This is a genomic window from Streptomyces sp. DT190, from assembly GCF_049846985.1.
Classification (GTDB): Bacteria; Actinomycetota; Actinomycetes; order Streptomycetales; family Streptomycetaceae; genus Streptomyces.
Genome location: NZ_JBNCNM010000022.1, coordinates 21387 through 40319 on the forward strand (window position 1 = coordinate 21387; position 18933 = coordinate 40319).

At 73.5% G+C, this 18933-nt stretch carries 21 protein-coding genes; 8 read left to right on the forward strand and 13 right to left on the reverse strand.

All coding sequences use genetic code 11. The features are described from left to right. Positions 1-28 precede the first annotated feature (28 nt). The gene (locus ACPXCS_RS30600; RefSeq protein ID WP_003992906.1) at positions 29-208 is read left to right on the forward strand and encodes a DUF6104 family protein; all 180 of its coding nucleotides are present in this window, start codon (positions 29-31) and stop codon (positions 206-208) included. 260 nt (positions 209-468) lie between these two features. On the opposite strand, the gene ACPXCS_RS30605 is transcribed toward ACPXCS_RS30600, so the two are convergent. Then, the gene (locus ACPXCS_RS30605; protein WP_425952248.1) at positions 469-1311 is read right to left on the reverse strand and encodes a hypothetical protein; all 843 of its coding nucleotides are present in this window, start codon (positions 1309-1311) and stop codon (positions 469-471) included. A gap of 146 nt (positions 1312-1457) precedes the next feature. Here ACPXCS_RS30605 and ACPXCS_RS30610 point away from each other — a divergent pair, with 146 nt between their 5' ends. Both ACPXCS_RS30610 and ACPXCS_RS30615 read left to right on the forward strand, forming a co-directional pair. Further along, entirely contained in the window at positions 1458-2429 is a 972-nt protein-coding gene (locus tag ACPXCS_RS30610; RefSeq protein WP_425952247.1) for a DUF4097 family beta strand repeat-containing protein, read from the forward strand. Between the two features lies 1 nt (position 2430). Next, the gene (locus tag ACPXCS_RS30615) at positions 2431-3528 is read left to right on the forward strand and encodes a PadR family transcriptional regulator (protein ID WP_425952246.1); all 1098 of its coding nucleotides are present in this window, start codon (positions 2431-2433) and stop codon (positions 3526-3528) included. An 11-nt stretch (positions 3529-3539) separates the two neighbouring features. Here ACPXCS_RS30615 and ACPXCS_RS30620 read toward each other — a convergent pair whose 3' ends face one another. The 4 genes from ACPXCS_RS30620 to soxR all read right to left on the reverse strand — a co-directional run bounded on the left by ACPXCS_RS30620 (position 3540) and on the right by soxR (position 6156). Next, positions 3540-4115: a Clp protease N-terminal domain-containing protein gene (locus tag ACPXCS_RS30620; RefSeq protein WP_425952245.1), complete on the reverse strand. Its 576-nt coding sequence runs from the start codon at positions 4113-4115 to the stop codon at positions 3540-3542. After that, positions 4115-4324: an HTH domain-containing protein gene (locus ACPXCS_RS30625; protein ID WP_003992902.1), complete on the reverse strand. Its 210-nt coding sequence runs from the start codon at positions 4322-4324 to the stop codon at positions 4115-4117. Before ACPXCS_RS30625 ends, ACPXCS_RS30620 begins: the two co-directional genes overlap by 1 nt. Before the next feature lie 103 nt (positions 4325-4427). Beyond that, a complete protein-coding gene (locus ACPXCS_RS30630; protein WP_425952244.1) occupies positions 4428-5393 on the reverse strand; it encodes a zinc-binding dehydrogenase in 966 nt (321 codons plus the stop codon). Positions 5394-5673: 280 nt separating this feature from the next. Next, positions 5674-6156, reverse strand: a complete 483-nt coding sequence (gene soxR, locus ACPXCS_RS30635; protein WP_425951611.1) for a redox-sensitive transcriptional activator SoxR — start codon at positions 6154-6156, stop codon at positions 5674-5676. Between the two features lie 96 nt (positions 6157-6252). On the opposite strand from soxR, the gene ACPXCS_RS30640 reads away from it, so the two are divergent. Next, on the forward strand, positions 6253-6714 hold the full coding sequence (locus ACPXCS_RS30640) for a MaoC family dehydratase (protein WP_425951612.1): 462 nt from the start codon (positions 6253-6255) through the stop codon (positions 6712-6714). Here the strand turns inward: ACPXCS_RS30640 and ACPXCS_RS30645 are convergent. The 3 genes from ACPXCS_RS30645 to ACPXCS_RS30655 form a co-directional block, all read right to left on the reverse strand. Continuing rightward, positions 6705-7370 (reverse strand): TetR/AcrR family transcriptional regulator, encoded by a 666-nt coding sequence (locus ACPXCS_RS30645; protein WP_425951613.1) that lies wholly within the window; start codon positions 7368-7370, stop codon positions 6705-6707. The genes ACPXCS_RS30640 and ACPXCS_RS30645 overlap by 10 nt on opposite strands. A gap of 83 nt (positions 7371-7453) precedes the next feature. Next, a complete protein-coding gene (locus ACPXCS_RS30650; RefSeq protein ID WP_425951614.1) occupies positions 7454-7705 on the reverse strand; it encodes a YiaA/YiaB family inner membrane protein in 252 nt (83 codons plus the stop codon). Positions 7706-7763: 58 nt separating this feature from the next. Further along, on the reverse strand, positions 7764-8915 hold the full coding sequence (locus ACPXCS_RS30655) for an acyl-CoA dehydrogenase family protein (RefSeq protein WP_425951615.1): 1152 nt from the start codon (positions 8913-8915) through the stop codon (positions 7764-7766). A 73-nt stretch (positions 8916-8988) separates the two neighbouring features. On the opposite strand from ACPXCS_RS30655, the gene ACPXCS_RS30660 reads away from it, so the two are divergent. The 3 genes from ACPXCS_RS30660 to ACPXCS_RS30670 are packed head-to-tail and all read left to right on the forward strand — an operon-like array spanning position 8989 to position 11425. Next, the gene (locus ACPXCS_RS30660) at positions 8989-9630 is read left to right on the forward strand and encodes a TetR/AcrR family transcriptional regulator (RefSeq protein ID WP_425951616.1); all 642 of its coding nucleotides are present in this window, start codon (positions 8989-8991) and stop codon (positions 9628-9630) included. Positions 9631-9689: 59 nt separating this feature from the next. After that, positions 9690-10460, forward strand: a complete 771-nt coding sequence (locus tag ACPXCS_RS30665) for an ArsR/SmtB family transcription factor (protein WP_425951617.1) — start codon at positions 9690-9692, stop codon at positions 10458-10460. Further along, entirely contained in the window at positions 10457-11425 is a 969-nt protein-coding gene (locus ACPXCS_RS30670) for a DMT family transporter (RefSeq protein WP_425951618.1), read from the forward strand. Before ACPXCS_RS30665 ends, ACPXCS_RS30670 begins: the two co-directional genes overlap by 4 nt. Here the strand turns inward: ACPXCS_RS30670 and ACPXCS_RS30675 are convergent. The 5 genes from ACPXCS_RS30675 to ACPXCS_RS30695 form a co-directional block, all read right to left on the reverse strand. Continuing rightward, positions 11414-12781 (reverse strand): MFS transporter, encoded by a 1368-nt coding sequence (locus ACPXCS_RS30675; RefSeq protein WP_425951619.1) that lies wholly within the window; start codon positions 12779-12781, stop codon positions 11414-11416. The two genes, ACPXCS_RS30670 and ACPXCS_RS30675, sit on opposite strands and share 12 nt — an antisense overlap. A gap of 193 nt (positions 12782-12974) precedes the next feature. Further along, positions 12975-14057 (reverse strand): Zn-dependent alcohol dehydrogenase, encoded by a 1083-nt coding sequence (locus ACPXCS_RS30680; RefSeq protein WP_425951620.1) that lies wholly within the window; start codon positions 14055-14057, stop codon positions 12975-12977. Positions 14058-14076: 19 nt separating this feature from the next. Then, a complete protein-coding gene (locus ACPXCS_RS30685) occupies positions 14077-15465 on the reverse strand; it encodes an aldehyde dehydrogenase family protein (RefSeq protein ID WP_425951621.1) in 1389 nt (462 codons plus the stop codon). A 159-nt stretch (positions 15466-15624) separates the two neighbouring features. Next, positions 15625-16965 carry an ABC transporter ATP-binding protein gene (locus ACPXCS_RS30690; RefSeq protein WP_425951622.1) on the reverse strand — a complete coding sequence of 447 codons (1341 nt, stop codon included), beginning with the start codon at positions 16963-16965 and terminating at the stop codon, positions 15625-15627. 199 nt (positions 16966-17164) lie between these two features. Further along, the gene (locus ACPXCS_RS30695) at positions 17165-17671 is read right to left on the reverse strand and encodes a class F sortase (protein WP_425971058.1); all 507 of its coding nucleotides are present in this window, start codon (positions 17669-17671) and stop codon (positions 17165-17167) included. A 942-nt stretch (positions 17672-18613) separates the two neighbouring features. On the opposite strand from ACPXCS_RS30695, the gene ACPXCS_RS30700 reads away from it, so the two are divergent. Continuing rightward, a partial coding sequence (locus ACPXCS_RS30700; RefSeq protein WP_425971061.1) for a hypothetical protein occupies positions 18614-18933 on the forward strand: 320 nt, incomplete at its 3' end.

Consider the following 18933-nt stretch of genomic DNA (forward strand, 5'->3'; position numbering starts at 1 on the left):
GTGCGGCCCGGCCGCATATCCTTGAGCCATGTACTTCACGGACCGTGGCATCGAGGAACTGGAGAAGCGGCGCGGCGAGGAGGAGGTCACCTTCGAGTGGCTCGCCGAGCAGCTGCGGACGTTCGTCGATCTCAACCCCGACTTCGAGGTGCCGGTGGAGCGCCTGGCGACGTGGCTGGCACGGCTGGACGACGAGGACGACGAGTAGGGAACCAGTCGGCGCCCGGCCGGACGGGCGTCCGTCCGCGGCAGACGAGGCGACGCGCGTGCGTGTGGTCGCGGCGAGAGACGCGAGCGGCGAGAGACGCGAGCGGCGAGAGACGCGAGCGGCGAGAGCGGCGCGCAGAGGACCGCTCAGAGCCGCCCGCCATCTGGCCTTCAGTCGCGCGGGTCTCCGTCGCGCGGGTCTCCGTCGCGCAGATCTCCGTCGCGTAGGTCTCCGTCGCGTAGGTCTCCGTCGCGTGGGTTTCAGTCGCGTGGGTGCGTGAGGTCGTAGAGGTCGTGGGCCAGGCCCAGCGCGCCGTGTGCCAGGAGCAGTGCCCCGGCGGTGGTCCAGCCCCAGCCCCCGCCGCGCTGTCTGACGCCCCGGACCAGCAGCGGTACGCCTCCCGCCACCTGCGCGAGGGCCAGGACACGGGCCCTCGGACCGCGCGCCCGGTGCAGCCAGGGGCCGAGGCGGCTGTGCTCGACGGTGCCGCCCTCGGCGACCGCCTCACGCAGTCCGGGCCATTCGACGGGCCGGCTGTCCGGCAGTGCGGCGGCGGCTTCCCCGAGGCGGTCGGCGGGGGTGCCGGGGGCGAGCCCGGGCGGCATCGCGAGGCCCACGCGCGCGAGGACCGCCAGCAGACCGCGCAGCCGGGCCGAGGCGTCGGCGTCGTCGGGCTTGGTGAGCTGTTCGAGGGCCTGCAGGTCCAGGACCGGGTCGAGACCCACGCGCGCGGCGAACGTGCGCATCGCCTCGTCCTCCCCCACAGGGACGCCGTGCGCGAGCCAGACGAACCCGACCGGGCGGCGGAAGCCGTAGGCGAGGGTGAAGCCCGCGTGGTCGGCGTCCCACCACAGGGCCAGGACCGGCCAGGGCGCGCCCACGGCGAGGGCGGTGGCCCAGCCGGTGACCACGCGGTCGACGGGCTCGGTGCCGTCCCGCCAGGGCCGGCCCTCGGGAACCAGGACGCTCCAGTCGTCGCCCGCGCGGGTCAGCCGCATGGGCTCACGCAGCAACTGGGCGACGGGGGCGACGGCCCCGGGCACCGCCCGGCACAACAACAGCGCCCCTGGCACGGGACCGGTGGGGGCAGCTTCCCTCGGCATGCTCACACGCTAGGGCGAATCGGCACACTTTGAACACTTTTAACCCCACCCCCATCCCCAGAACGAGTGTCTTGACTTTCCCCCTCCACGATATATCGTGAAATCCGGAGACGCGATATGGCGCGTCGAGTCGGGGAGGTCTCACGATGTCCGAGTGGTCCGTCACGGAACCGAGCAAGCGCACCTTCGACGAGCCCGTGAGCGATCTCCACGTACGCCTGGTCAACGGAACGGTGAACGTGGTGGGCACGGACGAAGGTTCCGCCCGCCTGGAGGTCTCCGAGATCGAAGGCCCGCCTCTGGTGGTGACCCGGCAGGGCGGCACCCTGACCGTCGCCTACGAGGACCTGCCCTGGAAGGGCTTCCTGTCCTGGCTGGACCGCAAGGGCTGGCGCCGCAGCGCGGTGGTCTCCCTGGCCGTCCCGGCCGGCACGCGCGTGGAGGTGGGAGTCGTCGGCGCCGCGGCCGTCGTCTCCGGCATCCAGGGCCCGACGGTGGTCAAGGGTGTCACCGGCGACACGACGCTGGTGGCCCTCTCCGGCCCGGTCCGCGCCGACACGGTCTCCGGCTACCTGGAGGCCCAGGACGTCACGGGCGACCTGCGGTTCAACTCGGTCTCCGGCGACCTCACCGTGGTCGAGGGCTCCGGCCGCTCGGTCCGGGCCGAATCGGTCAGCGGTTCCATGATCGTCGACCTCGACCCGGACGGCCCCACGGACGTGAAGCTGACCAGCGTCTCCGGCGAGATCGCGATCCGGCTGCCGCACCGCGCGGACGCCGAGGTCGAGGCCAACACGGCGAGCGGCGCCGTCTCCAACGCCTTCGACGACCTCCGCGTGCACGGCCAGTGGGGCGCCCACAAGATCACCGGCCGCCTGGGCGCGGGCACCGGCACCCTGCGGGCCACGACGGTCTCCGGCTCGATCGCCCTGCTGCGCCGGCCGCCCGAGCAGGACGACGACCGCGCCCCACGGGACGCGCGTCCCGGCACCGACAGCCCCTCGGCGGCCCCGGCGGGCCGGCCCGGAGGCGACTCGGGAGACAATTCCGTCTCCGGCCCGGGCGCGGACCCCACCACCGCCCAGGCCGACGGCACGACCGACAAGAAGGTGCTCTGACATGCCCCCCGTCTTCGCCCACGGCCGTCTCCGCCTCTACCTGCTGAAGCTGCTGGACGAGGCCCCCCGCCACGGCTACGAGGTGATCCGCCTCCTCGAAGAGCGCTTCCAGGGCTTGTACGCGCCGTCCGCGGGCACGGTCTACCCCCGCCTGGCCAAGCTGGAGGCCGAGGGCCTGGTCACCCACACCACCGAGGGCGGCCGCAAGGTCTACTCGATCACGGACGCGGGCCGCGCCGAACTGGCCGACCGCAGTGGCGAGCTGGCCGACCTGGAGCTGGAGATCCGGGAGTCCGTCGCCGAACTGGCCGCCGAGATTCGGGCGGACGTGCGCGGAGCCGCCGGCGACCTGCGCCGCGAGATGCGCGCCGCCGCGACCGAGGCCCGCCGGGACAACGGCAGCCGCACCGGCGCCACCGAGGGCACCCCCTACGGCGACTTCGCGCAGTTCGGCGACAAGGACGCCTGGCGCATCGCCAAGGAGGAGATGCGGCGGGCGCGGCAGGAGTGGAAGGAACAGGCCCGCCGCGCCAAGGACGAGAGCCGCCGCGCCCGCGAGGACGCCCAGCGCGCCCGCCGCCAGGCGAAGGAGGCCCAGGAGCAGGCCCGCGCCCAGGCACAGCAGGAGGTGCAGCGCATCGCCCGCCGCGTCCAGGAGCAGGTGCAGGACCACTTCACCCGCGGCGACTGGCCGACGGGCCTGCGCGAGGGCCTCAGCGAACTGGTCAAGGAGGTCGGCGAGTTCGGCAAGGACTACGGCAAGGACTTCGGTTTCGACTGGACCGGCACCGGTCCTGACACTGGTACCGGCAGCGGTACTGCCACCGGCACCGGCAAGCCGGCCGCGCCGGCGGCGGGATCACGGCCCACCGAGGACTTCCCGGCCTCCTACGAACCGGCCTGGGCCCACGAGGACGCCGCGGAGTCCACCGGCGACCCCGCCCGCGACCTGGACCGCCTCCTCGACCGCTTCCGGGACGACATCCGCGACGCGGCCCGCGACCACGGCGTCACCCCCGACCAGCTGCGCGACGCCCGCCGCCACTTGTCGACGGCAGCGGCCCACATAGGGGCACTGCTCCGCACGCCGAAGAAGTAAGCGGGCCGCGCTCAGCCGGCCTTGGCCTCGCCGCCACCCCCGTACAGCACGCGCACCAGCGACGCGTACGTCACCCCGTGGTCGGCGAGGACCTCGGCCGGCACGCCCGGGCGCATGGTCAGGGCCAGCAGCAGATGCTCGTCACCGATGTGCCGGTCCCGCTGCGCGAGGGCCGCCCGCAGCGACCCCTCCAGCACGTCCTTGGCGCCGCGCCCGAAGGAGGGACGCCCCGACCACCACCGCGTGTCCTTGCGGTCGCCGGACATCGCCCCGACGCCGTGCACCTCCTCCACCCGGGCGACGATCTCCGCCACGTCGATCCCCAGCCCGGCCAGCGCGTCACTCTCGGCCCGGGACAGCCCGGCCCGCCTCCGCGCCTCCCTCAGGGCCTCGCGCACCGGCTCCCGCCCCTCCGGCCCGAGCCCCAGAGCGGCGAGCGCGAAGGATCCCCGGCTGCCCTCCCGGTCGAGCAGGGCCAGCAGCAGATGCTCGGGCTCCACGCACTGCCCGCCCCCGCCACCGCGTTCGACATGCGTGAACGCGCCCTTCACCACTTCCCGCGCGTCCTTCGTGAACCGCTCGAACATCAATGCCTCCCGTACTTCTTGTGCACGGCCTGCCTGCTCACACCGAGTTCGGTGGCGATCTCCTGCCACGACCAGCCCTGGTTGCGCGCGTTGCGCACCTGCACGGCCTCCAGCTGCTCCAGCAGCCGGCGCAGCGCGGCGACGGCCCTCAGGCCCACCCGCGGATCCCGGTCACCGGCGCGCTCGGCCAGATCGGTTGCTTCGGTCATGATGTCAACATAGGTTGACAATCGAACCCCGTCAACCCCAGTTGACAAAGCAAACGGCCGGCCCGTTGCCGGACCGGCCGCTTCAGCACCGCGTGGTGCGCACTCAGGAGGTGGTCAGCACGATCTTCCCGAACAGATCGCCGGACGCGAGCCGTTCGAAGCCCTCACGCGCACGGTCCAGGGGCAGCACGTCGTCGATGACGGGCCGCACACCGGTGGCCGCGCAGAACGCCAGCAGGTCCTCCAGTTCGTCCTTGGTGCCCATCGTGGAGCCGACGACCTTGAGTTCCAGGAAGAAGATCCGGGTCAGTTCGGCGTGCGAGGGCCGGTCACCGCTGGTGGCACCGGAGATGACCAGGGTGCCGCCGGGCTTCAGCGACTTCACGGAATGGGACCAGGTCGCCGCGCCCACGGTCTCGATCACGGCGTCGACCCGCTGCGGCAGACGCGCCCCGGCCTCCAGCGCCTCCACGGCCCCGAGCTCCAGGGCCCGCTTGCGCTTGGCCTCGTCCCGGCTGGTGGCGTAGACCCGGAGCCCGGCCGCCTTGCCCAGCACGATGGCAGCCGTGGCGACACCGCCGCCGGCGCCCTGCACGAGCACGGAGTCACCGGGCCGGACCCCCGCGTTCGTGAACAGCATCCGGTACGCGGTCAGCCACGCCGTCGGGAGACAGGCGGCCTCCTCGAAGGAGAGCCCCTTCGGCTTGGGCAGGATGTTCCAGGTCGGCACGGAGACCTGTTCGGCGAAGGTCCCCTGGTAACGCTCCGTGAGAATGGAACGGGGCTCCTTCGGGCCGACCCCGTGCCCGCTCTGTCCGATGACGGAGTGCAGGACGACCTCGTTGCCGTCCTCGTCGACACCGGCGGCGTCGCAGCCGAGGATCATCGGCAGCTTGTCCTCCGCGAGGCCGACGCCGCGCAGGGACCAGAGGTCGTGGTGGTTGAGGGAGGCGGCCTTGACCGTGACGGTGCTCCAGCCGGGGCGGGCCTCGGGAGCCGGGCGCTCTCCCGACTCCAGGCCGGACAGCGGCTGGTCGCGGTCGATTCGGGCGGCGTAGACAGCGAACATGACCTTGACGATAGGTTCCGAGGCCGAGGGAGTGGAACCACCGACCCCTGTGAGACACACCCTCTTGCCAAAACCGGGGCGGCCCTTGCTGAGGCCGATGGACCCGCACCCGCGGGACGGCGTAAGGGGCCGTGCCGGGGGGTGTCCGCCCGCAGCGGTTGGCGCGTCAACGAACAGTCAGTCGGCACGCAACCCCATCGCGCCGTTCCGAGGACGGACACCCCCCGGCACGGCCCCGCCCCACCACCCCCCGTCAGGCGAAGACGCGCACCCCCACCGGTCAGGCGCCCCCCGCACCCCCACCACCATTCCGCTCCACCATCAGCCGCGACCCCGCCCGGCGTTCGCCGAACACGTCACCCGGATTGGACAGCACGCACGTGTCGAGGGACAGGCAGCCGCAGCCGATGCAGTCGGTGAGGTGGTCGCGGAGGCGGTTCAGCTGTTTGATGCGCTCGTCCAGCTCCGAGCGCCAGGCCTCCGACAGATGCGCCCAGTCCTCCCGCGTCGGCGTCCGCTCCTCCGGCAGCTGCGCCAGCGCCTCGCGAATCGTCGCCAGCGGAATCCCTACCCGCTGCGCCGCCCTGATGAACGCGACCCGCCGCAGCGTGTCGCGGGAGTACCGGCGCTGGTTGCCCGCCGTACGCCGGCTGCTGATCAGGCCCTTGGACTCGTAGAAGTGCAGGGCGGACACCGCCGCCCCACTGCGCGCCGACAGCTGCCCTACCGTGAGTTCGTGGATCTTCTCTGAAATCTGAGGCACCCCTCGAACCCTACCGAGTCCGTTGACACAGCCCCCGCGGCCGACCATGCTAAGCAGTCGCTTAGAAAAGCTTCCCGCACGAGAGGTCTGGAAGACATGGCACAGCCGAGGATCTTCACGTCCGTAGACGACCTGAAGTCGGCGGTCGGCGAGCAGCTGGGGTACACCGACTGGCTCGACATCGACCAGAAGCGGATCGACCTCTTCGCGGAGGCCACCGGCGACCACCAGTGGATCCACGTCGACCCGGAGAAGGCCGCCGCCGGCCCCTTCGGCACGACCATCGCCCACGGCTATCTGACCCTGTCGCTGCTCCCCCTGTTCGGCCCCCAGCTGATCTCCGTCGAGGGGGTGAAGATGGGCGTCAACTACGGCACCGAAAAGGTCCGTTTCCCCGCCCCCGTGCCCGTCGGCTCCCGGCTGCGCGCCACCGCGACCATCACCGGCGTCGACGACGTCCAGGGCGGCGTGCAGGTGTCGGTCGCCTTCACCGTGGAACGCGAGGGCGGCGACAAGCCCGTCTGCGTCGCCGAGTCCGTCTCGCGCTACTACGTCTGAGACTCCGCCGGTTCCGACGGCGCGGCCGGGGAACCCGCCGCACCCACCATCCGCAGCACGAGGTCGGCGTACAGCGCGCCGACCTCCTCCGGCGTCCGCGGCCCGTCCAGGCTGAACCACCGGGCGACGTCGATGCACAGCGACAGCACCGCCAGCGTCGTCCCGTGCACGTCGATGACGTCGAACTCGCCCGCGCGCACGCCCTCCTCGATGATCCCGCGCACCTCCGCGTCCACCTGGCGCCGCAGCGCGAGGATCTCGGCGCGGGCGTCGGGACCGAGCGAGTCGAGTTCGTACTGCACCACCCGCGCGGTGGTCCGCCCGCCCGCGTGCCAGCGCACGAAGGAGCTGACCGCGTCGGCGAGCCGCTCCGTGGGGCTGCCCTCGCGGCGGGAGGCCGTGCGCAGGATCTCCAGGGCCTTCTCGTGCCCGATCCTGCTGATGCGGTGGAGCAGTTCCTCCTTGGTCTTGTAGTGGATGTAGAGCGCGGCCGGGCTCATCCCGGCCCGGCCCGCGATGTCGCGGGTCGTCGTGGCGTGGTAGCCGCGCTCGGCGAAGGCCTCCACCGCGGCGATCAGCAACCGCCGCGCCGCGTCGGGCGTGACCTCGCCCCACGCCGGCGCCTCGCCGCCGGCCGTCTCCTCCGCCGTACTCATCACTCGCCCCTCTCCACTGACAGGGGCACCACCATACCGCCGAAGGTGAGCGGGCGCTTAGCGCAGGCGCCCGGCGGCCGCGCTCAGTGCTTCTCGAAGGGGGTGTACGGGGAGGCCGGGGCGCTGCCCTCCTGCCGGTCCCGGATGACCTTGGCCAGCGTGAAGGAGGAGGTGACGAGGTACAGCACGGCGATGGCGAGGAAGCCCCGCACCCAGGCGTCGGCACTCAGCTGGTAGATGCCGATCGCTGTGGCCGCCATGGCGACGGCGAAGGAGGCGACGGCCTGGCCGTAGAAGGCGGCCGTGTTCTGCTGCTTGCCCGGTGTCTCACTCATGGCGACAGCTTCGGCCACCGTGGCCCGCGCCACATCCGTCGAGGTACTCAGGCGCTACTCAGAACGCCGAGACCCCCGTCAGGGCCCGTCCGATGACCAGCTTCTGGATCTGGCTCGTGCCCTCGTAGAGGGTCATCACGCGGGCGTCCCGCAGCAGCTTGCCCGCGGGGTACTCGTCGATGTAGCCGTAGCCGCCGAAGACCTGCAGCGCGTTGTTGGCGGCGCGGACGGCGGCCTCCGAGGCGAACAGCTTGGCCTTGGACGACTCGACGGCGAAGGGCCGGCCCCGGTCGACCAGGTCGGCGACCCGCCAGGTCAGCAGCCGGGCGGCGTCGACGTCCACCGCGATGTCACTGATCAGTTCCTGGACCAGCTGGTGGCGGGCGATGGTCTTCCCGAACTGCTCGCGCTCACCGGCGTAGCGGACCGCCGCGTCCAGGGCGGCCTGGGCTATGCCGACGCAGCCCGCCGCCACGGACATCCGCCCCTTGGCCAGGGCCGACATGGCGATCGAGAAGCCCTTGCCCTCCGGTCCGAGCAGTGCGGAGGCCGGCACGCGCACGCCCTCCAGGACGAGTTCGGCGGTGGCCTGGCCGCGCAGCCCGAGCTTGCCGTGGACGGTGCGGCGGGTCAGGCCGGGCGTGTCGGCCGGGACGAGGAAGGCGGAGACGCCCTTGTGGCCGGGCGCGTCCGTGGAGCGGGCGAACAGCAGGACGACGTCGGCCCAGGTGCCGTTGGTGATGAACATCTTGGTGCCGTCGATGACGTACTCGTCGCCGTCGCGCACCGCCCGAGTCGTCAGGTTGCCCGCGTCCGAGCCGGTGCCCGGCTCGGTCAGCCCGAAGCAGCCCACCGCCGCGCCGGAGGTCAGCCCGGGCAGCCAGCGCCGCTTCTGCTCCTCGCTCCCCCAGGCGGCGACGGTCTTGGCGACGAGTCCCAGCGAGACGGAGACGATCCCGCGCACGGAGGAGTCACCGCGGCCGAGTTCCTCGGTGACCAGGCAGTACGCGAGGTGGTCGCCGCCGGAGCCGCCGTACTCCTCGTCGATGGTGAGCCCCAGGAAGCCGACCTCGCCGAGCTTCTTCACGATCGACCGGTCGACCTCCTCGGCCCGGTCCCAGGCGACGGCGTGCGGGGTGATCTCGCGCGCCACGAAGTCCCGGGCGAGCTTCCGTACGGCGGTCTGCTCCTCGCTGAGCTCCAGGTTCACCACATCACCCCTCGAAAACCGTACCTTTAAATTAGCACTGCTAGTTTCTTTCGGCAGCCCTACTATGTGCGCCATGGCCCGACCGCGCAAGCCCTTGCTCAGCACCGAACGGATCGTCGAGGCGGCCCGCGCGCTCGTGGACGCGGAGGGCCTCGCGGCCGTCTCCACCCGCCGGCTCGCCGCCGAACTCGGGGTCAGCGGGCCCTCGCTCTACAACCACTTCCGCACCAAGGACGAGATCCTGGAGGCGGTCGCCGACTCGGTGAGCGGCCAGGTCGACCTGTCGATGTTCCAGGACGGCCGGGACTGGCGGACCGCGCTGCACGACTGGGCCGTCTCCTACCGGGCCGCGCTGCGCGACCACCCGAACATCGTCCCGGTGCTGGCCCGCGGCCCCGGCCGGCGCCCGGCGGGACTCCGCCTGGCGGACGCCGTCTACGGCGCGATGGTCGAGGCGGGCTGGCCGCCGGCGCAGGCCACCTCCATCGGCGCGCTGATGCGCTACTTCGTGATGGGCTCCGCGCTCGGCTCCTTCGCCGGCGGCTTCGTGGACGACGCGAGCGCCTACGACCCGGCCGACTATCCGCACCTGCAGCAGGCGCACCTCCTCGCCGAGCAGCAGGAGAAGATCGACGAGCGGGCCTTCGAGACCGGCCTGACGGCCCTGCTGGACGGGCTGGCACGGCAGTACGAGCAGGTGCGCCGGAGCGCCTAGGCCCTCCGGGTGCGGACACTTCGGCGACGGCCGAAGAATCCGTGTCCCATGCTGGGGGCATGACGACGAGGGACCCCCAGGCCACCGGGCTGGCCCGGCTCGCCGGCCTGATCGCCGACGAGACCCGGGCCACGTGCCTGCTCGCGCTGCTCGACGGGCGGGCCTGGACGGCGGGCGAACTGGCGCGGCACGCGGGCGTCGCACCGTCCACCCTGAGCGAGCACCTGGGCAGGCTCGTCGCGGGCGGACTGCTCGCCGAGGAGCGGCAGGGACGGCACCGCTACGTCCGCCTCGCCGACGCGCGGGTCGCGCAGCTGCTCGAGGACCTCGTCGCGCAGGTCCACCCGGGCACGGCCGTCCGGCCGCGCGGCCTGCGGGAGGCGAGCGCCGGTTCGGCGATGGCCCGGGGCCGCACCTGCTACGACCATCTCGCCGGGCGGCTCGGTGTCACCGTCACCGACGCGCTGACGGCCCGCGGGCTGCTCGCGCAGGACACCGGTTTCGCGCTCACCGACGCGGGGGTCGTCTGGTTCGAGACGGCCGGTATCGGCCTGGACCGGCGAGGCCGGCGTCCCCTGGCGCGGGCCTGTCTCGACTGGACCGAACGGCGGCCGCACCTCGCGGGCGTGGCGGGCGCGGCCCTGTGCCGGCACGCCCTGGAAGCGGGGTGGTGCGTGCGCATCGGCTCGGAGCGGGCGGTGAAGGTGACGGCGGCCGGGGCGCGGGCCCTGTCCGACCTGCTGGGCGTCGACACCGCCGCCCTGGGCGGCCCAGCCGTCCGAAATCCGCGAGCCTGCGCCCCCGGTGTCCCCCTAGCCTCGGGAGCATGATGAACAACCCCCCGGCCACCTCCCCCCGTCGGGCCGAGGTGCTGGCCGCAGCCGCCGCCGCGGTCACCGTCGTGCTGTGGGCGTCCGCCTTCGTCTCGATCCGCAGCGCGGGTGACGCCTACTCGCCGGGCGCGCTGGCCCTCGGGCGACTGCTGGCCGGCGCGCTGACGCTGGGGGTGCTCTGCCTGGTGCGGCGGGAGACCTGGCCGCCGCGCTCGGCCTGGCGCGGGATCGCGGTGTCGGGCGTGCTGTGGTTCGGCTTCTACATGGTCGCCCTGAACTGGGGCGAGCAGCAGGTCGACGCCGGCACGGCCGCGCTGGTCGTGAACACCGGGCCGATCCTGATCGCGCTGCTCGGCTCCCGGCTGCTCGGCGACCCGATGCCGCCGCGGCTGCTGGCGGGGATGGCGGTGTCGTTCGCCGGTGCGGTGACGGTGGGTCTGTCGATGTCCGGCGAGGGCGGCTCCTCGGTGCTCGGGGTGGTGCTGTGCCTGCTGGCGGCCGTCGCGTACGCCGGGGGTGTCGTGGCGCAGAAGCCGGCACTGGGCTCGGCGAGTCCGCTGCAGGTGACGACGTTCGGCTGCCTGGTCGGCGCGGTGGTGTGCCTGCCGTTCGCGGGGCAGCTGGTGCAGGAGGCCGCGCGGGCACCGGCCTCCGCCACGCTCAACATGGTCTACCTGGGCGTCTTCCCGACCGCCCTCGCCTTCACCACGTGGGCCTACGCGCTGTCCCGGACGACCGCGAGCAGGATGGGCGCGACGACGTACGCGGCGCCCGCGCTGGTCGTCCTGATGTCCTGGCTGTTCCTCGGTGAGGTGCCGGGGCTGCTCACCCTGGTCGGCGGTGCGCTGTGCCTGGCGGGCGTGGCGGTGTCCCGGTCGCGCGCGCGGCCGGCGGCCCGGGCCGGGGTTCCGGGAGCGGTGGGGGAACCCCGGCCCGAGCAGACCCCGGACTCAGCTCGCTGACCCGGCCTCCGCACGGGCCTCGGGCGCGGCCCGCCGCTCCGCCGCACGCGCCCGGCCCGCGAGGACCCTGATCGAGAACAGGGCGATCACCGAGAGCCCGATGATGTAGCCGGAGACGGCCATCGAGGTGCCGGTCGCCTCCAGCAGCAGCACCATCACGAAGGGGGCGAGCCCACCGCCCGCGACGGCCGCGATCTGGTAGCCGAGGGAGGCGCCGGTGTAGCGCATCTCGGGCGTGAACAGCTCGGCGAACAGCGCCGCCTGAGGGCCGTACATGATGCTCAGGAAGCAGCTGGCCACGAACGTGCCGACGGCCAGCCACAGCAGCGAGCCGGTGTCGATCAGCAGGAACAGCGGCACGGCCCACACCGCGATGCCGACCGCGCCGAGGGCGTAGATCCGGATGCGGCCGAGGCGGTCGGAGAGGGCGGCGGCGGCCGGGATCAGCACCAGCTGGGTCAGGCTGACGCAGAGCGAGACCATGAGGACCGGGCCCTTCTCCATGTCCAGTTCGCGGGTCGTGTAGTCGAGCACGCCCGTGATGAGGATGTAGAAGGTCGCGGTGTTGACGGCGAAGGAGCCTCCGGCCAGGAGCACCGTGCCGAGGTGGCCGCGCAGGATGGTGCGCAGCGGCGAGCTCTGCTCGGACTTCTCCTGCTCCGCGAGCGCCCGCTCGGCCTCGCGGAAGGCCGGGGTCTCCTCGACGCGGGTGTGGATGTACCAGGCGAGGCCCAGCACCAGCAGGCCGACCAGGAACGGCACGCGCCAGCCCCAGGCGGTGAAGGCGGAGTCGCTGGTGAGCGCGCCGGCCAGCAGGAAGACGGTGTTGGCGGTGACCACGCCGATCGGGACGCCGAGCTGGACGACGCTGCCGTAGACGCCGCGCTTGCCCGGCGGGGCGTACTCGGTGGCCAGGAGCATCGCGCCGCCCCACTGGGCTCCGACGGCCACGCCCTGGGCGACCCGGAGCAGCACGAGCAGGATCGGGGCGGCGACGCCGATGGTGTCGTACGTGGGGAGCAGGCCGATGCCGGTGGTGGCCACGCCCATCAGCGTCAGGGCGAGGACCAGCATCGGCTTGCGGCCGCGCTGGTCACCGAGGTGCCCGGCGACGATGCCGCCGAGGGGGCGGGCGAGGAAGCCGACGGCGAAGGTGGCGAACGAGGCGAGGACGCCCGCGGTGGGAGAGCCGGCGGGGAAGTACAGGTCGCCCAGGACGAGGGCGGCGGCGATGCCGAAGACGAAGTAGTCGTACCACTCGACGGCCGAGGCGAGCGCCGCGGCGGTGGCGACCCGGCGGCGGTTGCCGGCGGCGGGCGGGGTGGGGTCGGGCTGAGCGGAAGGTGCCGTGTCCATGTGGTGCGCGCTCCGGAGGTGCGGGGACGGAACCGGGGGGTGGCTCGGGTTCCGGGGAACGTACTGACCGGACGGTATGGACGTCAACGGGTCGTGCACCAGGACTTTTTCCTGTACGGGGCACTGACCGGGGCGCGGACACGGCGGAGGCCCCGGCCTCGCGAGGAGGCCGGGGCACCGGGAGGGCGAGGGGCTAGAAGACGACCAGCGCGCGGCCGCCCTTGCCGGCGAGCATGTTCTCGAAGGCCGCCGGGATGCCGTCGAGGGAGATGCGTTCCGTCACCAGGGCGCTCAGGTCGAACCGGCCCGCCCGGATGTGGTCGGCCAGGACGGGCAGGTCCGCGGCCGGGTCGGAGTTGCCGTAGACGCAGCCGGAGAGGGTGCGGCCCCAGTGGAAGATCTCCAGGGCGTGGAACGTGACCTGCTGGTCCTTGCCGCCGATGCCGACGACCGTGGTGCGGCCGCCGCGCCGGGTGGAGTCCCAGGCGGTGCGGATGGTGACGGCCCGGCCCGCGCACTCGACGGCCACGTCGACGCCCTGCTTGCCGGTGAGGCCGCGGATCTCGCGGGCCGTGGTGTCGGAGGCGACGAGGTAGTCGGTGGCTCCGGCCGCCCGGGCCAGCTCCTCCTTGGCCGGGGAGACGTCCACCGCGACGATCTTCGAGGCGCCGGCGATCCGGGCGGCCTGGAGGGCTGCGAGGCCCACTCCCCCGACGCCGAAGACGGCGACCGTCTCGCCCTGCCGGACCCGGGCCGAGTGGTGGACGGCGCCGTAGCCCGTGAGCACCGCGCAGCCCAGCAGGGCCGCGTCGGTGAGCGGGACGCCGTCCGGCGCGGGCAGCACGCAGGAGGCGGGCACGACCGTCTCCTCGGCGAACGCGGCGACGTTCAGGCCGGGGTGGAGCTCGGTGCCGTCGCTGGTGCGGGCGTGGACGGCGGCGGCGCCGCTCAGGGCGTCCGCGCACAGCCAGACCTCGCCGAGCGAGCAGGGGTGGCAGACACCGCAGGACGGGGCCCAGTTGAGGACGACCCCGTCGCCGGGTGCGACGTGGGTGACGCCCTCGCCGACGGCGACGACGGTGCCGGCGCCCTCGTGCCCGAGGACGGCGGGGACGGGCAGGCGCATGGTGCCGTTGGTCAGGGACAGGTCGGAGTGGCAGACCCCGGCGGCGGCGAGCCGGATGTGGACCTGGCCGGGTCCGGGGTCGGGCAGCTCGATGCCGGTGATCTCCAGCGGGGAGCCCACGGCGGGCAGGACGGCGGCGCGGACAGCCATGGTGGAAGGGACTCCCTGACTAGAACTGGAGGGACTTGGTCTGCAGGTACTCGGCCAGGCCGTGCACGCCGAGTTCGCGGCCGACGCCCGACTGCTTGTAGCCGCCGAAGGGGGCGAGCGGGTTGAAGCGGCCGCCGTTGATGTCGACCTGGCCGGTCTCCATCCGGCGGGCGAAGGCCACCGCCTCGGCCTCGTCCCCGGCCCAGACGGCGCCGGCCAGACCGTAGACGGTGCCGTTGGCGATCCGCAGGGCGTCCTCCTCGTCCTCGTACCTCAGGATCGACAGGACCGGGCCGAAGATCTCCTCCTGCGCGATGGTCATGTCCTCGGTGACGTCGGCGAAGACGGTCGGGCTGACGAAGTAGCCCCTCTCGCGCGGGGCCTCGGGGCCGCCGGCGACCAGGCGGGCGCCCTCGGCGACGCCCTTCTCGATGTAGCCGCGCACCCGGGCCTGCTGCTTGGCGTTGACGACCGGTCCGATGCGGTCGCCGTACTTGGCCGCGGCCGCGGCGGCGAGTTCCACCGCCTCGTCGTACCGGTCGCGGTGGACGAGCATCCGGGTCCAGGCGCTGCACGTCTGCCCGGAGTTGGACATGACGTTGGCGACGCCGACGTTGACGGCCCTGGGCAGGTCGGCGCTCGGGAGGATGACGTTGGCGGACTTGCCGCCGAGTTCCAGGGCGACCTTCTTGATCTGCCCGGCGGCGATCGCGGCGATCCCGCGGCCGACGGCGGTGGAGCCGGTGAAGGAGACCAGGTCGACGCCGGGGTGCTCGGCGAGGGCCTGCCCGGCGACCGGGCCGAGGCCGGTGACCAGGTTGAACACGCCCGCCGGTACCCCCGCCTCGTGCACGGCGTCGGCGAAGAGCCGGGCGACCAGCGGGGTGTCCTCGGCGGGCTTCACCACGACCGTGCAGCCGGCCGCGAGGGCCGGGGCGACCTTGGCGACGATCTGGTGCAGGGGGTAGTTCCACGGCGTGATCGCGGCCACGACACCGATCGGCTCGTGGTGCACGACCGAGTTGCCGGTCTTCTCCTCGAAGGCGTACGTCGCCGCCAGCTCGGCGTAGGAACCCGCGACCGCGACGGGCACGGCCGCGTGGACGGCCTGGGAGAACTTCAGGGGCGAGCCCAGCTCGGCCGTCACGGTCCCGGCGATCTCGTCGGCCCGGGCGGCGAGCCCGTCCCGCAGGGCGGAGAGGCGGGCGGCCCGCTCGGCGGGCGGGGTGGCGGCCCAGCCGGGCAGAGCGGCCCGGGCGGCCCGGACGGCGGCGTCGACGTCCTCAGCGGTCCCGGCCGGGACCGTGCCGATGACCTGCTCGTCGACCGGGTTCACGACCTCGATCACGTCCTGGCCGGCGGCGGGGCGCCAGGCGCCCTGGATGTACATGCCGTCGTGTGCCTTCATCGCGCTTCCTCCGGGGCGGGGGCGTCGTCGTCCGGCACATAAACTAGCGGCGATAGTTTTCCGGCGCCAGACGTCCCGGGGTCCCGGGCTCTCCCGGTCCCGGGTCATCACAGCACGCGGACGGCACCGCCCGGGTGTGCGGCTGCTCACTCCGGCCGCTCACTCCTCCAGGTCGGGCAGGTGCGCCGGGCTCGGGCAGATGCGGTCGCCGTGCTGGTCGAAGACGAACAGGTGGGCGAGGTCGACCAGGAGCGGCACCTGCATGCCGTGCCGCAGGGCCAGATCCGGCGTGGTGCGGACGATGAGGTCGCCGGGCAGCCGGGGTTCGGCGGCCGCGGGGCGCGGCTCGGCGTCCCCCGGGTGCTCCAGGGTCACCACGGGACCGGCCCGGCCGGCACCGGTCCGCTCCCGCAGCCGGGTGAGGACCGAACCCTCGCGGCGGCGGCGCCGGGCGGGCCGGCCCGGGCGGGGGCGCGGGGCCTCCAGGTCGGGGACGACGGCGGGACTGGAGCCGGTGTCGAAGTGGACCAGGATCTCGTGGCCCTGGAACTCCACGTGCTCGACCAGTCCGGTGAGCGGCACCTCCCCGGGGCGGGCCGCACTGTGCTTGGCGATGCGGACGGCCTCCGACCGCAGGCCCACGATGACCTCCCGGCCCTGCTGGACCCGCAGCAACTGGTGGTCCAGGGAGAGCGGTTCGGGCAGCCGCAGGAACTGCTTGCCCAGACTGATGGTCATCGCGCCGTCGAGCGGGGCGCGGACCAGGCCGCGCAGCAGGTTGATGCGCGGGGTGCCGATGAAGGCGGCCACGAAGACGTTGTTGGGCAGCGCGTAGACGGCCCGCGGGCTGCCGACCTGCTGGAGCACTCCGCCGCGCAGCACCGCGACCCGGTCGCCGAGCGACATCGCCTCGGCCTGGTCGTGGGTGACGTAGAGCGTGGTGACGCCCAGTTCCCTGGTCAGCTGGGAGATCTCGGCGCGCAGATGGGTGCGGAGCTTGGCGTCCAGGTTGGACAGCGGCTCGTCCATGAGGAAGACGGAGGCGTGGCGGGCGATGGCCCGGCCCATGGCGACCCGCTGGCGCTCGCCGCCGGAGAGCTGGCCGGGCAGCCGGTCGAGGAGGTCCTCGATGCCCAGCATGCGGGCGGTGGCGTCCACCCGGGGAGCGGGGTCCGTGCCCGGGGCCTCGATGCGCAGCGGGAACCCGATGTTGTTCCGGCTGGTCATGTTCGGGTAGAGGGCGAAGTTCTGGAAGACCATCGCCATGTCCCGGCCGGACGGCGGCAGGTCGTTGGCGTACTCGCCGTCCAGCAGCAGTTCGCCCTCGTCGATCTCCTCCAGTCCGGCGATCATCCGGAGCACGGTCGACTTGCCGCAGCCGGACGGGCCGAGCAGGACGAGGAACTCGCCGGGCGCGACGTCCAGCGACAGCCGGTCCACCACGCGGACGCCACGCGTGTAGGCCTTGCTCACGTCGTGCAGGGAGATGGCGCGTGTCATGAGGTGCCCCCGAGGGGTCTTCAGGGCGCTGGTGCTCCGCGGTCGGAAGCCCCGCACGGGCCGTACGGGGCTCTGGGTCACGGAAGTTAACGGAATGTGCCCGCCCGGGGGAAGACACGAGACGGGATCGGGGGCCGCGTTCCGAGCGGTGAGAAGGCGGAGCCCCCGGTTCCGACGGGTGCGGTGTGTCCCGCTGCCGTCAGCGGATGCCGGTGAGATGGGCGAAGACCACGACGTTCCCCGAGTAGCCCTTCCTGCGGTCGTAGGTGCCGCCACACGTGATCAGGCGCAGCTCGGGGCGGCCACGGGCGCCGTAGACCTCCTGACTGGGGAAGTTCGCCTTCTCGTACGACTTGATCCTGTCGACGGTGTAGACGGCGGTCCGTCCGTCGGCCCGGCGGGCCTCGACGATCCGTCCGCGCTTCAGCTCGGTCAGCCCCGCGAAGACGGCCGGCCCGCTGTCCGTGTCCAGATGCCCGACGGCCACGGCGGTGCCCTGCTCCCCGGGCGAGGCGCCCTGCTGGTACCAGCCGACCAGCCCGGGGTCGTCCTCCGGGGGCGCGGTGAGGCGGTGCTCGCGGTCGAGACCCAGCTGCATGACCGGGGCGTCGAGGCGGAGGTACGGGATGACCAGACGGGTGGCGCGGGAGTGCGGCAGGGGGCGGAGGGCGGTGCGGGCGGGTTGACGCTTGAGGGGTGGCTTCACGACCGGCCTGAGGGGAGCCCTGGGGGCCGGCTTGCTGAGTGGCTTGGCGGCGACCGGCTTGGGGCGTGGCTTGGTGACCGGTTTGGCGACCGGCTTCGCGACCGGTTTGGCGGGGGTGCGGGGAGCCGGGGGCGGGTGCGCGGCCTTGGGAGGTGCCGGCCTGGCGGGCGGGGGCGCGTGGGGGCCGGGCTTTCGGGGCGTGGCGGGGTGCGGGAGGGGACGTGCGGGGACGGCGGTGCGGGGGGCGGGTGACGCGGGGCGTGCGGGGGTGCCGGGTGCGCGACCGGGCAGGGCGGTGGCGCCCGTGCCCGTGCCGGCACCCGAGAGGCCGGTGCCGGTACCGGAGAGGCCGGTGCCGGTACCCGAGAGGCCTGTGCCGGTGCCGGTCACGTTGGCCGGGTCCGTGCCGGCTCCCTTGCCCGCCCCGGCGCCGGCTCCCTTGCCCGTTCCGGCGCCGACTCCGGCGCCTGCTCCGGCACCGCTTGCCGTCCCGGCCTCGGCGTCTGCGCCGCTCGCCGGGGCCGCCGCGGATCCGGCCGACCCCTGCGGGAGGGCCGTGACGGTGTCACTGGGCGCTTCGCCCCGGTCCCAGCACAGGCAGCCCACGACCAGTGAGACGGCCAGCACGACCGTCCGCGCCAGCCGGTAGGCCCGCCTCCGGCGCCAGGGCACGCGCCCGCGTGGAGCCCATGCCCCGCCACCGCCGGACCCACCGCCACGCCGTCCCGCCGAGCCGCCCCGGCCCGGCGGGACGAACTCCCTGCGGGGAGCGGGCCTGCCGCCGCCCAGCAGGACCATCGGCTCGACACCGTGGCCGGTTCCGCGCCGAACGCCGGAGGCGCCGACGGCCCCGAGATCCGCGGCGCGCCCGGACACCGACCGGGCAGCGGAGGCCCCAGCTCCACGCCGGGCACCCGAGGACGCAATCGCCCCCGCTCCGACATGACGCCTGGCGCCCAAGGAGGCCACTGCCCCGACCCCACCACCACGCCCGGCACCCGAGGACGCAACCGCCCCGGCCCCGACACCCAACTGGGCGACCGCAGCGATCTCGGCGCCACGCTGGGCGACCGATTCAGCGAACACCCCGTGCTCGGCACCGCGCCGGGCAACCGGTTCCGCAAACACCCCGTACTCGGCGCCACGCCGGGCAACCGGTTCCGCGAACACCCCGTACTCGGCACCACGCCGGGCAACCGGTTCCGCAAACACCCCGTGCTCGGCGCCACGCCGGGCAACCGGTTCCGCAAACACCCCGTACT

Bases quoted from the DNA above. Each gene is read 5' to 3' on its own strand.
- ACPXCS_RS30600 (WP_003992906.1), top strand. From the start codon at position 29: ATGTACTTCACGGACCGTGGCATCGAGGAACTGGAGAAGCGGCGCGGC.
- ACPXCS_RS30605 (WP_425952248.1), bottom strand. From the start codon at position 1,311: ATGCCGAGGGAAGCTGCCCCCACCGGTCCCGTGCCAGGGGCGCTGTTG.
- ACPXCS_RS30610 (WP_425952247.1), top strand. From the start codon at position 1,458: ATGTCCGAGTGGTCCGTCACGGAACCGAGCAAGCGCACCTTCGACGAG.
- ACPXCS_RS30615 (WP_425952246.1), top strand. From the start codon at position 2,431: ATGCCCCCCGTCTTCGCCCACGGCCGTCTCCGCCTCTACCTGCTGAAG.
- ACPXCS_RS30620 (WP_425952245.1), bottom strand. From the start codon at position 4,115: ATGTTCGAGCGGTTCACGAAGGACGCGCGGGAAGTGGTGAAGGGCGCG.
- ACPXCS_RS30625 (WP_003992902.1), bottom strand. From the start codon at position 4,324: ATGACCGAAGCAACCGATCTGGCCGAGCGCGCCGGTGACCGGGATCCG.
- ACPXCS_RS30630 (WP_425952244.1), bottom strand. From the start codon at position 5,393: ATGTTCGCTGTCTACGCCGCCCGAATCGACCGCGACCAGCCGCTGTCC.
- ACPXCS_RS30640 (WP_425951612.1), top strand. From the start codon at position 6,253: ATGGCACAGCCGAGGATCTTCACGTCCGTAGACGACCTGAAGTCGGCG.
- ACPXCS_RS30645 (WP_425951613.1), bottom strand. From the start codon at position 7,370: ATGAGTACGGCGGAGGAGACGGCCGGCGGCGAGGCGCCGGCGTGGGGC.
- ACPXCS_RS30650 (WP_425951614.1), bottom strand. From the start codon at position 7,705: ATGAGTGAGACACCGGGCAAGCAGCAGAACACGGCCGCCTTCTACGGC.
- ACPXCS_RS30660 (WP_425951616.1), top strand. From the start codon at position 8,989: ATGGCCCGACCGCGCAAGCCCTTGCTCAGCACCGAACGGATCGTCGAG.
- ACPXCS_RS30665 (WP_425951617.1), top strand. From the start codon at position 9,690: ATGACGACGAGGGACCCCCAGGCCACCGGGCTGGCCCGGCTCGCCGGC.
- ACPXCS_RS30670 (WP_425951618.1), top strand. From the start codon at position 10,457: ATGATGAACAACCCCCCGGCCACCTCCCCCCGTCGGGCCGAGGTGCTG.
- ACPXCS_RS30675 (WP_425951619.1), bottom strand. From the start codon at position 12,781: ATGGACACGGCACCTTCCGCTCAGCCCGACCCCACCCCGCCCGCCGCC.
- ACPXCS_RS30680 (WP_425951620.1), bottom strand. From the start codon at position 14,057: ATGGCTGTCCGCGCCGCCGTCCTGCCCGCCGTGGGCTCCCCGCTGGAG.
- ACPXCS_RS30685 (WP_425951621.1), bottom strand. From the start codon at position 15,465: ATGAAGGCACACGACGGCATGTACATCCAGGGCGCCTGGCGCCCCGCC.
- ACPXCS_RS30690 (WP_425951622.1), bottom strand. From the start codon at position 16,965: ATGACACGCGCCATCTCCCTGCACGACGTGAGCAAGGCCTACACGCGT.